Origin of the sequence: Ureibacillus massiliensis 4400831 = CIP 108448 = CCUG 49529, from assembly GCF_000772965.1 — a bacterium.
GTDB lineage: Bacteria > Bacillota > Bacilli > Bacillales_A > Planococcaceae > Ureibacillus > Ureibacillus massiliensis.
The window spans coordinates 64,664-78,407 of the sequence record NZ_JPVQ01000003.1; the positions used below are offsets into that span (position 1 = coordinate 64,664).

Genomic DNA, 13,744 nt, shown 5'->3' on the forward strand with positions numbered 1-13,744 from the left:
GACTTATCTTAATCAGATAAATCTCATCTTTTTTAAATAGAAACTAAAACATCTTTTTTAAGCTCAAGCTTTCTGTATACAAGTGCAATTAGCATTGCTGGAATGGTACAAACAATCATGCCGATAAAGGCATATCTTGGTTCGATTTCGTATAAATAACCGCCGAAAATAGTAAAGACTGCCGTACTCCAGCTAAGGGCAAAGGCTGAGTACATCCCTTGTGCTTTTGGAATTTGAGCGTGTGGGATATTGCCGATTAAGTATTTCATAAAAGCAAAATGTCCCATAGCAAAGGAGAATGCATGTAGGGATTGCGCCACACAGAAAACTGCAATATTCGGGAAGGCAAAAACTAATATCCAACGTACAGAAGAACCAAATGCTGCCATTGCTAGTAAAGATCCTACTGATAAATGACCAAATTTTTTATCTGCAATAGAGAAAAATATGATTTCTGCGATTACGGCAATGTTAATAATCAGACCGATTAAATATACTGGTGCATGAATATCTTGTAGAAAAATATAGCCATAGTTGTAATAAGTAGCGTGGGCTGCCTGTAACAAAACGACAATCACCAGTACTAATCCAAAGTGTTTAATACGGAATAACTGTAACAGCCCCACACCTTGCTTCGATTCAATATTCGGTTTTGTAGATAAAATAACAGGTGTAGGCATAAATCCAAGAAGTACAAAGCCGATTACGCCAAGTAATAATGCCCAAAATATTACTTCATCACCAAACAGACCTGTAAAAATGGTTATAACCATGCCGATTGAGACAAACCCAATAGATCCCCATTGACGGCTTCTTCCATAGTGATTTAATTGTTTATTTTGCACAAGAACACCGGCGGCGCTATCTAAAGCAGGCATTAGTGCTGGGTAAAATATGTGCAAAACGATTGTAACGATAAGTAAACTAGTAAAAGAATTAGCAGGAATATAACAGAGAAGGGACACCAATGTACCAATTGCAGCTACCTTTAATAAGGTTTTACTGCTAAACCTTCCTGATAAGTAAGGAAAGGCAAATAGTGTTGAAAGCCCCCTTGCAAGCAAACCTAAGCTCATAACTAAGCTCGCTTCTGAAACGGTTATTCCCTTTGTATAAATCAACCACCCCGACCAATAAGGTAGAAAAATGCCCCAAGTCATAAAAAAACTAAAAAAATGTGTACTCATCCAGCGCTGTGTATTCATGATTATCCCCCTCATTGAATGCATGATATCATGGATAGTAAGATGATAATATGAGATATCTCATATTTTAGAGGTGGAATATGGAAATTTACAAAGGTGAAAAAAAGCGTCTGTTTTTGGAAAATAACTCAATAGCAAATCTATTTTCCTTTCCAGTTGAAGAGTTTATGGAAGTGCATGAATACAAACGAGATGAATGGATTATTCAAGAGGGCATGAGACCGAATTTTTTATTTTATGTTTTAGAGGGAAAAGCCAAAATTTATGTAACCCATCTAAACGGGAAAGTATCTCTAATCAATTTTGTTAATGCTCATGAGTACATAGGAGAAATGGAATTATTAAATGATGTTTATTATACAAAGGGAATTCAAGCATCTACGAAGACCATTTGTTTTGCACTTCCAATTTATCGTTATCGAAAAAAATTACTAGAGGATACAAAATTCTTGCGGGAATTAACCAAATTTTTAAGTGGAAAGGCTACACAAATGGCGGCGAAGTATTCACAAAGCCTCGCTTTTCCGCTTGAAAATCGACTTGCGGATTTTATTTTACAAACTGCCGACCAAGGGATTTATAAGGAAAAGCACGTTACAGTTTGTGATTATTTAGGAGTATCCTATCGGCATTTACTATACATACTCACACAATTCTGTGAAAAAAATTACTTAGAGAAGGAAGGGCGCAACTATCGAATCAAACAGTATGATTCCTTGTATGAGCTTGCAGGGGTTTTAAGAAATGAATTAAATAATTTAAATACGTAAAATCAGAGATTAAATCTCGTATTAATATCAAAAAGCCGATTCAATAACTCTCCAGAATCGGCTTTTATAACTTATAAAATCACTACACCCATTTCACAACATCATCAAATGGTCTTCGCGTTTTTGGACGAGGATCTTTTGCTCGATATCCAAAGGCTACCATGACTGAAATACCGAAATGTCCATTCTCTAATAATCCCTCTTCATCAAGCAACCGATTCATTTTTTCCATATTAAATCCTTCAATTGGACAGGAATCAATGCCAATCTGAGCGGCAGCAGTCATCATGTTGCCAAGAGCAACGTAGGTTTGTTTACAAGCCCAGTCAAATAAAGGGCGATCACCATCAAGTAATTTGAAATCATCTTTTTGAAACTCTTCTACTCTTTCTAAATATTTCTCAAGATGTTCTTCAGGAAATTGAGATACATTCAGCAAATGGTCCTTTAAATAATCTGAACTGTAAATTGTATCTAGTTTCGTTCTAGCCAATATGATAACAAAATGACTCGCTTCTGGCAGTTTACTAAATGCTCCCCATGAAGTATGCTTTATTTTTTTGCGGAGTTCAGGATTTTGAACTACTACAAAGCGCCATGGTTCAAAACCAAAGGAGCTAGGAGATAAGCGTCCAGTTTCTAATATAAAACGAAAATCGTCATCGGATATTTTCTTATCAGGATCGAATTCCTTTGTCGCATGTCTGAAATGAAAGGCATCTAATATTTCCTGTTTTAAATCTTCTTTATTACGCAAAGTAATCACTCCTACTCATTATTTTTCAAATTCGTTATAAGTATAATCTATTTGTATTTATCTATCAGGTTATATGCATTGATATTGTGATCGAGGTATTTATTAACCCTAAAAACAAAAAAGACTGTAAATAAACTTGAAAGCTAATCAAGTTTATTTACAGCTAGTCATTGTCAAAACGCCCTTTTAGTAATTCACCAAAGCCTAAGAACTTTCCACCAAATACCACCTATAATAATCCAAACTACGAGGTGGATGAAAGAAATAATAAGCCCAATTCCCCACCACTTTTCTTGTGTAACATAACCTGTCCCAAAGAATACAGGAGCGGGTCCGCTGCCATAAAAGGAATGAATTTTACTTCTCGTTTTTCTTTAGTTTTTCTATAAAAAACGAATTAATGTAAGGAGATTAATAGACTGTAGGTGATAAACTTGAGATAATAGAAATGGGAAATTAAGTTAAAAAATGAAGGAGGCTACTAATAGTGAGTTTTAAAAAAGTACTTACGACGTTCTCTGCAGCTGCTTTATTATTCACAGTACCCGTTACAATATCGGCAAAAGCGGAAGGATTGTCATTTAAAGACGTACCAAAGGATGCAGATTATTATCCTTTTGTTCAAAAGTTAACAAAGTTTAAAATACTAGGTGGGTATGAGGATAATACTTTTAAACCTACTCAATATGTCACTCGTGCACAAGCTGCTTCGATTCTCGCAAAGGTATTAGAACTTGATTTAACAAATGTAAAAGATCCTGGCTTTTCAGACGTTTCGAAAGAGAATTCTCATTATGCAGCCATTGCAAAGTTAACAGAAATGGGCGTGTTTTCAAAACAAGAGAAATTCAATCCCAATAATCCGTTAACACGTGCTCAGATGGCGGCAATTCTTGTGCCGGCTTTTAATTTAAAATCTGATGAAATAAAAACATATCCAGATGTAAAAAAGGATGATTGGCACTATCATGTAGTAGGTACTTTTGGTGCGTTAAATATTACAGCGGTTGAAGGAAACTATAATCCAAATGGCTATGTGAAACGTGCAAATTTAGCGGCATTTATTGTTCGTTTAATTAATCTAAAAAGAGATGATGATAAACAAGACATTTGGGATCAATGGAAAGACTGGGATAACAGAGGGATTATTCAATTTCCTGGAAAACCAGATAAAGATGAAGAAACGCCAATTGATAGTCCAAAACCACCTAAAGATACAGACGATGAACAAGAGTTAAAAGAGCTAGAAAAAGCCATTGATTCTGCTGTAGACGATTTAGAAGATACTCAGGAAGAAGTAGAAGATGTATTAGAAGATTTAAGGGAAGCAGAAGATGACAATGACAAAGAAGAAATTGAAGAAGAAAAAGAAAACTTATCAAAAGTTTTAAATGAGCTAGATAAGTTGATTATAAAAGCTGAAGACTTACTAGAAAAAGCAAAAAAAGCTGATTATAAAGAACTTGAAAGTGACGAAAGAGCTTTAGAAAGAGCTATTCGTGACGCTAAAAAGGTTGTTGATGAAACATATGGCAAAACCTTCGATAAAGAATATTATGAAGAATTATTGGAAGAAACGATAGAAGATATTGAAGAAGCGATTAAAGACGCTGAGAGAGCAATTAAAGACAACTCTAACTCTATCAATTCATTAAATAGAGCATACGAAGATTTAACGAAAATGATAGAATCAGCAGAAAAACTACTCGATTCTTATGATGATTCCAATGTAGATACATTACAGGATGAAGAAGAGGAACTATTAGATTTAATTGATGAAGCCGAATCAGTATTAAAGGAATTAATCGATAAATTTGAGGATAAATTAGATAATCAGGTTGATTATTTTGAAGACTCACTGAAAGCTGCAATGGATGAACTGGATGATGCCATTGATGAAGATAATCGAGGCGACATTTACGATGCTCGTGAAAAGCTAGAAGGTATCTTAGAAAATGCTGAAAATTTATTAAAACAATATCGTAATGTCAACATAGACAAATTACAAGATGAAAAAGAATCTTTAGAAAAGGCAATTAAAAAAGCAAAAGATGAGCTAGAAGATTCAAAATAGACCACGGTTATTAAAAGAGGTAAATTCTAAAAGTCATTAAACTTTGATTTTTAGATTTACCTCTTTATTAGTTATTAATTAAATTTTATGCCAAGTGTGAGAAAAAAATAATACATATTGCACAAACTATAATTGAGAAGCATAGAGAAGACCCATCTTTTCTATCTTTTCTATAACAGATCAGTGAGGAGGATAGCTATGTCAAATATAGAAGTGAACAATACTGGTGTGAATTGTGCAAAAGATGCAAATAGTAAGGTATGCAAGGTTTCAAATTCAAAGGAGAACACTTTGAATAATCAGGCAGAATTTGCTTCGGAATTTGATTTTAATGATACTTCTAATCAAGTCTATAATTCCGGAAATACTTCCAGTAAAATGTTCAAACCTAATCAGCAAGATCATCCTGTAAGTGAACGCACTGCATGGAATTAGGGATATGTTTGACGGCTGTTTGAATCACCTGAGATGCTAGGACTAGAAGAGGAATAATCCTCTTTTAGTCCTTTTCTTTTACCAACCTTGATAAATTTGTATCGTATTTAAAATAACCTTACGTAAAAAATATAGTTGACTCATGATGAAAAGGAGTCGGTAATTATTTGGAAAAAAGGAGGTGTAAACTAGTGGGGGCATTATATAAAACAGCATTAACATTAGTGATTATCGGAGCAATTAACTGGGGTTTGATTGGTTTTTTTAACTTCAATTTAATTGCTGCTATGTTTGGTGCTGATACTTTTATGACAAACCTCATCTACTCGATTGTAGGGGTTGCGGGTATACTTTCTATTCCGATTCTTGCAAAGCAGTTTGACGAAGATCGTTCAACGGTTGCTTATTATAATGAGCCAAAGTATCAGATGGAAGCCGGAGAAGAGTTTGATTTTGCTGATACAAATACAAAACGTGTGGATGATGACGATAAAAACCAAATTGTTTAAAAATCCTTTAACAACACGAGCATTTTGTTAAATTGTTACCATTAGTATGCACCCTAAAAAAGCGTATTATGATAAATTCTAAAATGCACAAAATACTTTGAAGAATATAGATAAGGATTCATTATCTGTATTCTTCAAAACATCTCAATGAGGAGGAAGAGGCTGTGCCAAATGTAGAAGTGAATTGTTCTGTATCAAACTGTGTATTTCACAAAAAAGGTAATTTATGTGGCGCGGAAAAAATCCAAGTAGATATGGATTACCATTCAAGTGACGCTAAGACAGAATTTGCTTCTGATTTTGACTTCAAGCATATTAAAGAAGAAGCTAACAGTTCGCGGGATACGTGTTGTAAAACGTTTAAACCGAAAAACAATCATAAAGAACCGGTAGATTTTTCTATATAGTCAAAAAGTATTTGCCAGCTAAAAACAAAACATTGAGATTCTTTGGGCTAAAAGGGAATACCCTTTTAGTCCATTCCATATTTTATGGATAAGATGAAATAATTTATCCTTCAGTTTAATAATATTACCATTAATAGTAATATTATTAACATTTTAATTTAGTATTTTTTTGCTATAATGAAAAAGCGTTTATAATGAAAAAGCAAATAAAATTACGGGATGCTAATATTTGTATATCCTGGTTTTAGAAAAAGATACTAATCGTTATAGTGCTAAAATACTATTTTAATGAAATGAGTATTTTTCATCAAAAAAGTCATGCTATACTGATTTTGGAATATAATTAGGTATTATTCATTATCGTTTGGGAATTAATTATTTTTAGGAAAATACCCTTTATATTGTAATAAGTATAATCATTAGGAGGAAAAAAGTTGGATCAACAACAATATCAACAACAACAACAATACCAACAACAACAGTATCAACAATATGCTCCAAAACAACCAACTAACGGAATTGGTATCGCTGCTTTGGTAGTAGGTATTCTTTCATTAGTATTTATCTTTATTCCAGTACTTTCATTTATCTTAGCTATTTTAGGTGTAATTTTTGGTTTTGTTGGTTTAAAGAAACCTTTCGGTAGAGGAATGGCGATTACGGGTATCGTTACAGGTTTTATTGCGATTGGTTTACAAATCGTATTCTGGGTATACGTTTATATCATCGCTGCATCTTTTTATAATTCATTTTATTAATATTTAAACTGGATTTATCCAGAATAAGAACGAGAAAGGTGAATTTTATTGCAATATCAACAACCGCCAGTGCAAACAAATGGAAAAGCCGTGGCTTCAATGGTTTTAGGGATATTGGCACTTTTCTTTTTAATTATCCCTTACGTTAATATTATTAGTATCATCCTTGGCATAGTTGGAATCGTTTTATCAAAGAAGGCGTTCAATGAAATACGATTATACAACCAAGGTGGTAGAGGGATGGCCATTGCTGGACTAACGACTAGTATTATTGCCTTATCCATCATGGTTTTAATTATATTATTTGTTATTTTAGTTTTTGTATTTTTTGCAAGTACTTATCCATATTATTATTAAATCATCGAACTTATATATTTTATTTTTTCTAGCATTAGTTTGTATTATTCAAACTAATGCTTTTTTATATCATAGAAAGCCAAGTAAAGTGTAAGCCAATAATTCCAACATAGATCATACATACAAAAGCCAAAGAGAACATGAAGGTTTTTTTGAATTTCTGGGAACTACCTTTATATACTAAGTAGGAAATAAACAATATCAAAAATGATAAAGCTATCTTTAAAAGAATGAATAAATTAGGGCTACAATTAATGATAAAATCCATGATTGGATTTAATTCCTCAATAATATTATGTAATAATCCATAGCTTGTAGCATAACCATCGAAAATATTTAAGATGGCAACAGCAATAGCCAATGCAATGATGGTTTTATTTGTAGTCATCATACCGTCCTTTTTTCGCTTTAAGTATAAAACCATTATTTTCAAATTTTTCTATAAATATTCATCTAATAGGATTAAATTCGTCATAAATTTAGTAGTACTCCTTAATCGTGAGTCAGTTTATGCAATGGTGAATACAAAGATGAAACAGATTAAAAAATAAAAAACCCACAGAACATATAAGGTCTGTGGGGAAAGAGATTATTGAACTAAGTACTCTTCTTTTAATTCATCAATGGTTACTTCTGATTTTTCTTCTAAGGAACGACGTAAATGGACTGTTGCAGTTTTTCCGTCTTCATGCAGCTTATCGATCCAAACAGAAACACCGTTGTAACTAACTTCATATTCTTTTGGGGAAGTTACGATTTGTTGTGCTCGTTGATAATCCATTGCTAGGCCTCCTATTTATCTTTTTTTGAATTCTTTTTTGATTTTTTAACTAATAGGTCTAGCTCATCTAATTCTTGGGCAAATTCTTCATGCACTTTGTCAGGTGCAATCTTTAGATTCTTAGGTGTTTGGGGCAATGAATTTGTATTATTACTTTTACCTTGACTATCGTCTCGACCCATGCGAATTCTCCTTTCAGTTGAAATCATTTTTAATATGGCTGTTAAGGCATTTTTTATCACATTTCAAGCAATAAAAAATGCAAACCCCTATAAAAGAAGTTTGCATAATGATATTTTTAATTTAAAGAGACACCAGTTTGACTAGAAATCTTCTGCACTTGACTCTGCCATTGACTAATAAGTGTTCTGGATTCTGCTAATCCTTGGTTCGCTAAATCAACCAATTCGTAGCTTTGCTCCTCCAATGCAGATATCATCACAGTAAACGCACCTAGTTGAATGTTTGCACCTTCAACATATAGGTTGTGTAGATTTACGATTTCTGGATTACTTGGTTGGATGCTTTCTAAGTTTTTCACAAATTCTGTATAAGACGGCACCACATCATAGTATAAGGCATCATACATAATTGCATCGTTGACATAATTTTCACCTGATACACTACCATATACATCAATTATTCTTGTTTCTTCTGGTGCGAGTAAACGAATTTCATCTATATAAGCTTGAAATGCAACAGCTAAGTCTTCTTGGCCATTATTTGGTGGATTAGTGATTTGTGGTGGATTTGGGTTATTTGTGCCGGGGTTATTTGTATTATCTGGCACAGGATTATTATTTGGTTCAGGCTCGGGATCATTGTTTGTTTCCTGTTGCGGAACGTTATGATTGTTCCCTGGGTCAGTTCCTTGTTGTCCAAAAGGGAATAAATTACATCCCACTAATAAGAAAGCAAGGGATAGGACAGAAAGAGAAAATAGAAGTTTTTTCATAAGTCTCCATTTCCCCAGTATTATCGTATACTGGAAGTTTATTTTAAATAAAAAATGCATACGGAAACAGTATATTCACACACTTAATAAAAGGTTACAGGATTTGTAAAATTTTGTTTTACATATACAAGCCTGCAAGGAAAATACCTAAAGTCTCTTCATAAATTTCATTAAATTGACTTAAAGGTAATGGATTGACTCCTGTCCCCAGTTCGACTGTAAAGCCAGGTCTTCGCCAATCCTGAATAAACCAATCTTTATATCCTGCCCAGCTTTCTATTGTTCTTTCAGGTGTATAGCCACTTACTCTACTAAATTCATTAACGATTGTCTCAGATTCCGGTGGCTCCATGTTTTCATAACCCCAATAAATAACCTCACCTTGTGTGTGGAAAGCTAAAACTCTTGTAAAGTCTCTCCTTCTTGTTAAATCGGCCATCGCAATTGCCTCAGGCTCAGTTAATGGCGCCTCACCACCATAATCTCTCGGTCCTGGAGTTTTTGGATTTCTCTCTCTTTCATCTTCCCATCGCGCAGGAAATTGGTCATTTAAATCCACACCATTTATATTTGCCTTCCAATTAGAAAAGTCCATGCTTCCACTGTTCCATTCTATTACTCTACTTCTATAAGGTTCAGCCTCAGAAGGTCCATTGATGACGAGGTTAACACCATCTGGATTCACCATGGGAACTACTGATAACATTGCTTGCTGATAAAGTGGGTAAGTACTTAAACCGCGAATTGAATTTTGATTTGTTAAGGATAGAAGGAAATCATTTATGAAGGTCATAATAACTGATGTAGTGATCCATTCGTTTGCGTGAAATGAACTATTATAATGAACACGCTTTGAACCGTTCCCGATTAATACTTCAGGAATATTGCGCCCAAGAACAGTGTTACCAATGGAAGCTGATTGAATGAAAGGATAAATCGTTACTAAATTTTGCAGGTCGTTTATCAAAATATTGTAATCATAATTTTGTATGCCGTTCACGACTCTCCATGTAACCCTTTGTGGAAGTTGGATTGTTTGACCAATTGGGAGATTATTTGGATTTAAATTAGGGTTAACAAGAAAGAGTGAATCGATTGGAAGGTTCAGCCTTCTCGCAATTAACCATAAACTATCACCGGGTCTAACTTGGTAGTTTATAGTAATAAATCCTGGTATACGGATTGTTTGACCAATTATAAAGCTTTGAGGGTTGACGTTTCGGTTTGAATCAATGATTAATTGAAGAGGTAAGCCAAATACTTGGCTATAATACCAAAACGAATCCCCTCTTCTCACGTAAACGTCCACTTCATTCCTCCTAACTATTGTTTAATTTTTGAATAGTAAAGTTATCATTTAATAATGCCCAATTTTGTGGGAATGGGTAGCCTAAAGCCCAATAGCTAATACCACGTAAATTATACTGTTTTACCATATCAAATTTTGCTTGAGCGCTTCGGGCATCTTCAAACCACACTTCATGTCCCTGACCGTTTGTTTCTGTATAACGGAAAAATGGTGATTGAGCGACAGTATCGTATTGAATAACAGCATTATATTGAGTTGCTCGTCTTATTGCCTCTTGAGGACTAAATGTTTCTGCGACGGCCCCTTCTACATGCGGAATTTTCCAATCCCTTGCGTAAATTTGAAAGCCAAGAAAAATTTTATTAGCCGGCATAACGGATAGTGCATACTCAACAACTCTTCTCATTTGATTTATTGGAGAAATAGCTTGAGGGGATGCACCTCTCCAGCCCCATTCGTAGGTCATTAATACAACAAAATCTGCAATCCGACCATGAGCTTCATAGTCATGCGCGGTATAGAGTAGACCTTCCTGTGCGCCGCTTGTTTTAGGGGCTAATGCTGTTGAAACAAAATAGCCTCGTTCATGTAACCGATCGACAGCTAATTGTAAAAATTGATTATAATTTTCACGATCACGAGGCTCAACATACTCAAAGTCGATATTAACGCCTTTGTAACCTTTTGTCTCCATTACTTGAAGAACATTTGTAATAAGTGTTTCCCTAAGTTCTGGACTTGATAAAACAGCATGAGCTAAATTGGTGCCGTTACTAGTGGCAGAAAGGTTTGTTATAGCTAACATAGGCACTGCATTTCTTGAAACAGCAGCATTTAACATTAGCTCGTCATCAAAAGGTTCTAATGTTCCGTCTTCTTTAATCATATATGCGAACGGACTGAAATACGTTAGTAAATGACCTATTTCCTTTAAAGAGCTAGCGGCATCCTCATCCTTTTGATACGAATAGGCATTAACTTCAACAACGGGCTTTCTTTTTGGAATGATTAACCTGCTACCTGCATAAATAACATTTGGGTTTTGTATTTGATTTTCTCTAATGATGGCATCAACAGTAGTACCATAAATATTTGCGATTTGTAGTAGGTTTTGTCCCGGTTGGACGACATGGATTAATGGGGGAATAAAAAGTGTATTTCCAGGGTACAGAAGATTTGGATTGATGATTTGATTTGCTTGTAAAATAGCATTTATTGAAACACCATATTGCCTTGAAATCGATGAAATGGACTCACCTGGCTGAATCGTATGAAGAGTACCTGCTACTGGAATCACAATAGATTGGCCTAAAAGTAGGATGTTCGGATCCGGTAACTGGTTAATTTGTTGGATAGTATTGACACTAACATTGTACTGACGAGCAAGCTGCCAAAGAGTCTCGCCCCTCTTCACAACATGGATTAACACGTAAAGAGCCTCCTAATATCATGTTTGATAATGCAATATATGTTAAAAAAGGCAATAGTATTAAAAAGGTTCGAAATATGTAAAAATTCCCTATGTATTCTTGTGAAATCATATACTAAACTTAGAAGAGATATATAATTTCTATTAATTGACCATTATTCCATATTGGTGGAAATTTTTATAGGATTATATTTGAAAATAACTAGTTTAATATACTAGTGATAATATTAAGGAGGATTAAAATGAACGAGGATAATCAATATCCAAATCAAAATGACAGGCCGGATCAAACTCCGAATGGAAATTCAAATGACACAACCAATCATGGACAATTCGGTCATCCAAATCAAAATGCAGGATCAAATTCAAACCAATACGCTAACCAAGGGGGATTTGGCAACCAAAACCAACATCCGCACCAAGGTCAATTTAACAATTCAAATCAAAACCAATTCGGTAACTCCAATCAAGATCCCGTTTTACCACCTAAACAAAAAAAGCCAAAATCAAAAACGATACCAGTGACGATCGTGTCAATCGCATTTGCTCTATTGCTGGTAGCTGGAGGAGCATTTGCATTCTTTAATATGCAAAAGTCCACGAAGGATAAAATGCTATTAGCTGAAATTAATTCTTGGGCTCAAGTAAATAAAGCCTTTGAAAGCAGATATCAGCCAGAGCTTGAATGGGCTAAGAAAACAGAGACTACACCGTCTGAATATGATTATGAAATTAGTGCATCCGTAGATGGTGATTTTTATAGCTATGAAGAAATGATGTTTGCAGAAATCGTAAATGGTTCAACGATTAATTTAGGTATTCAAATGGATCCAAATAACCAATTAATGAAAATGGATGTTGGTGCAGATGTACAAGGTGTAACAATTGACGACATCTCTGGCTATATAACACCACAAGCGTTTATGCTTGCATTTCCGTTCACGGACGATGTATTGCAAGTAAAAGATGAGGATTTTGGTAATTTCATGCGCTCGATGGATCCATCTTATGTAGGGTCTGAAAATCTAGGACTTTCTGATTGGATGGGTAAAAATAGCTTCCTTTCAGAAGAAAATAAAAAATATTTACTAACGGAATACTTATTGTATTTATATAATTCGATTCCTGATGAATCATTCACGGAGTCACAAGAACAAATTAATGTGTTTGGTCAATCTTTAAATACAGATAAAATTACAATGGAAATTAATGATGAACAGTTCATCGATATCCTTTTAGGTGTACTAGAAAAAGCAAAAAATGACCCTAAATTTAAAGAAATTGTGATTGAAACGTTAGAGAATATTACAGGGGCAGTTGGTACACTTGAAGAAGACTATGACTTTGATCTAGAAGAAGGAATCGATGAGTTAATTGCCGAACTTAAAGATATCGAGACTCAAGATAATAAACTTCAATATACAGTTTGGATTAGCTCGGATGCTGTTGTTCAAAGTAAATTAGATCTGGGTGACTTTGTGATGGAAGGCAGCCGTCTATTTGCCGAAAATACTCAACAATGGGATTACTCATTTGGTGATGGTGAAGTGGAATATTTTAATTTCACAGGAGATCTTTCTTACGAAAACGGTAAAATAAACGATGTTATTTCATTCTTTGATGATTATGAACGTTTTGAGTATGTAAGTGAAGAAACAGTTAATGGTGGAGAACGTCAATTTGATCGTACTGTAAACTATCAAGATGAATATGAAGAAGGATTTGAATTATTCTGGAATGGTGAGACCAACTACCAAGGTGATTCTGTGACAGGAGAGCACAGACTTGGTGTTAGTTCTTATGATTTTAATATTGAATTTTCTATGGACGAAACAGCTTCATTAATAAAGAATGTTGAAATTCCAACTGATAATATTGTAGATATAGGAGCTATGAGCTCAGGCGAGATAGAAGATTATATCATGAACGAGTTCATGCAAGATGCACAAGGTTGGTTTATGAGTCTTTATTTTGAACTAGGAATTTTCTAAATGAATG

The 13,744-nt window shown here is 34.3% G+C and carries 16 protein-coding genes and 1 pseudogene; 8 read left to right on the top strand and 9 right to left on the bottom strand.

Features of this window, described 5'->3' with window-relative positions; all coding sequences use genetic code 11:
• Positions 1-32 precede the first annotated feature (32 nt).
• Positions 33-1,205 (bottom strand): MFS transporter, encoded by a 1,173-nt coding sequence (locus CD30_RS02970; protein ID WP_036172292.1) that lies wholly within the window; start codon positions 1,203-1,205, stop codon positions 33-35.
• 80 nt (positions 1,206-1,285) lie between these two features.
• On the opposite strand from CD30_RS02970, the gene yeiL reads away from it, so the two are divergent.
• Positions 1,286-1,975: a transcriptional regulator YeiL gene (yeiL, locus tag CD30_RS02975; protein ID WP_036172294.1), complete on the top strand. Its 690-nt coding sequence runs from the start codon at positions 1,286-1,288 to the stop codon at positions 1,973-1,975.
• Positions 1,976-2,057: 82 nt separating this feature from the next.
• On the opposite strand, the gene CD30_RS02980 is transcribed toward yeiL, so the two are convergent.
• Both CD30_RS02980 and CD30_RS19710 read right to left on the bottom strand, forming a co-directional pair.
• Entirely contained in the window at positions 2,058-2,732 is a 675-nt protein-coding gene (locus tag CD30_RS02980) for an NAD(P)H-dependent oxidoreductase (protein WP_036172297.1), read from the bottom strand.
• A 194-nt stretch (positions 2,733-2,926) separates the two neighbouring features.
• Positions 2,927-3,076, bottom strand: a pseudogene (locus tag CD30_RS19710) (anion permease); the annotation flags it as partial.
• A 143-nt stretch (positions 3,077-3,219) separates the two neighbouring features.
• Here CD30_RS19710 and CD30_RS02985 point away from each other — a divergent pair.
• From CD30_RS02985 to CD30_RS03010, 6 genes are all read left to right on the top strand, one after another.
• Positions 3,220-4,806: an S-layer homology domain-containing protein gene (locus CD30_RS02985; protein ID WP_036172299.1), complete on the top strand. Its 1,587-nt coding sequence runs from the start codon at positions 3,220-3,222 to the stop codon at positions 4,804-4,806.
• Positions 4,807-5,004: 198 nt separating this feature from the next.
• Positions 5,005-5,241, top strand: coding sequence for a hypothetical protein (locus CD30_RS02990; RefSeq protein WP_036172301.1), 237 nt, complete (start codon positions 5,005-5,007; stop codon positions 5,239-5,241).
• Positions 5,242-5,432: 191 nt separating this feature from the next.
• A complete protein-coding gene (locus CD30_RS02995; RefSeq protein WP_036172303.1) occupies positions 5,433-5,750 on the top strand; it encodes a DUF378 domain-containing protein in 318 nt (105 codons plus the stop codon).
• Between the two features lie 164 nt (positions 5,751-5,914).
• The gene (locus CD30_RS03000) at positions 5,915-6,157 is read left to right on the top strand and encodes a DUF1540 domain-containing protein (RefSeq protein WP_036172305.1); all 243 of its coding nucleotides are present in this window, start codon (positions 5,915-5,917) and stop codon (positions 6,155-6,157) included.
• A gap of 434 nt (positions 6,158-6,591) precedes the next feature.
• Positions 6,592-6,915 carry a DUF4190 domain-containing protein gene (locus tag CD30_RS03005; protein WP_052126025.1) on the top strand — a complete coding sequence of 108 codons (324 nt, stop codon included), beginning with the start codon at positions 6,592-6,594 and terminating at the stop codon, positions 6,913-6,915.
• Positions 6,916-6,963: 48 nt separating this feature from the next.
• On the top strand, positions 6,964-7,272 hold the full coding sequence (locus CD30_RS03010) for a DUF4190 domain-containing protein (RefSeq protein ID WP_052126026.1): 309 nt from the start codon (positions 6,964-6,966) through the stop codon (positions 7,270-7,272).
• A gap of 64 nt (positions 7,273-7,336) precedes the next feature.
• Here the strand turns inward: CD30_RS03010 and CD30_RS03015 are convergent, their stop codons facing one another.
• The 6 genes from CD30_RS03015 to CD30_RS03035 all read right to left on the bottom strand — a co-directional run bounded on the left by CD30_RS03015 (position 7,337) and on the right by CD30_RS03035 (position 11,746).
• Positions 7,337-7,660, bottom strand: coding sequence for a DUF5658 family protein (locus CD30_RS03015; protein ID WP_036172307.1), 324 nt, complete (start codon positions 7,658-7,660; stop codon positions 7,337-7,339).
• 201 nt (positions 7,661-7,861) lie between these two features.
• Complete coding sequence (locus CD30_RS03020) at positions 7,862-8,053, bottom strand: H-type small acid-soluble spore protein (RefSeq protein WP_036172309.1); 192 nt, start codon at positions 8,051-8,053, stop codon at positions 7,862-7,864.
• Between the two features lie 11 nt (positions 8,054-8,064).
• Positions 8,065-8,235, bottom strand: a complete 171-nt coding sequence (locus CD30_RS20275; RefSeq protein ID WP_170215800.1) for a YfhD family protein — start codon at positions 8,233-8,235, stop codon at positions 8,065-8,067.
• 116 nt (positions 8,236-8,351) lie between these two features.
• The gene (locus CD30_RS03025; RefSeq protein WP_036172311.1) at positions 8,352-9,008 is read right to left on the bottom strand and encodes a hypothetical protein; all 657 of its coding nucleotides are present in this window, start codon (positions 9,006-9,008) and stop codon (positions 8,352-8,354) included.
• A gap of 118 nt (positions 9,009-9,126) precedes the next feature.
• Positions 9,127-10,317, bottom strand: a complete 1,191-nt coding sequence (locus CD30_RS03030) for a M14 family metallopeptidase (protein ID WP_036172313.1) — start codon at positions 10,315-10,317, stop codon at positions 9,127-9,129.
• 10 nt (positions 10,318-10,327) lie between these two features.
• Positions 10,328-11,746, bottom strand: a complete 1,419-nt coding sequence (locus CD30_RS03035) for a LysM peptidoglycan-binding domain-containing protein (protein WP_036172315.1) — start codon at positions 11,744-11,746, stop codon at positions 10,328-10,330.
• A 242-nt stretch (positions 11,747-11,988) separates the two neighbouring features.
• Between CD30_RS03035 and CD30_RS03040 the strand changes: the two genes are divergently transcribed.
• Positions 11,989-13,737: a DUF6583 family protein gene (locus CD30_RS03040; RefSeq protein WP_036172317.1), complete on the top strand. Its 1,749-nt coding sequence runs from the start codon at positions 11,989-11,991 to the stop codon at positions 13,735-13,737.
• The last annotated feature ends 7 nt before the right edge of the window (positions 13,738-13,744 follow it).

Bases quoted from the DNA above. Each gene is read 5' to 3' on its own strand.
- yeiL (WP_036172294.1), top strand. From the start codon at position 1,286: ATGGAAATTTACAAAGGTGAAAAAAAGCGTCTGTTTTTGGAAAATAAC.
- CD30_RS03025 (WP_036172311.1), bottom strand. From the start codon at position 9,008: ATGAAAAAACTTCTATTTTCTCTTTCTGTCCTATCCCTTGCTTTCTTA.
- CD30_RS02970 (WP_036172292.1), bottom strand. From the start codon at position 1,205: ATGAATACACAGCGCTGGATGAGTACACATTTTTTTAGTTTTTTTATG.
- CD30_RS02990 (WP_036172301.1), top strand. From the start codon at position 5,005: ATGTCAAATATAGAAGTGAACAATACTGGTGTGAATTGTGCAAAAGAT.
- CD30_RS03015 (WP_036172307.1), bottom strand. From the start codon at position 7,660: ATGACTACAAATAAAACCATCATTGCATTGGCTATTGCTGTTGCCATC.
- CD30_RS03020 (WP_036172309.1), bottom strand. From the start codon at position 8,053: ATGGATTATCAACGAGCACAACAAATCGTAACTTCCCCAAAAGAATAT.
- CD30_RS03040 (WP_036172317.1), top strand. From the start codon at position 11,989: ATGAACGAGGATAATCAATATCCAAATCAAAATGACAGGCCGGATCAA.
- CD30_RS20275 (WP_170215800.1), bottom strand. From the start codon at position 8,235: ATGGGTCGAGACGATAGTCAAGGTAAAAGTAATAATACAAATTCATTG.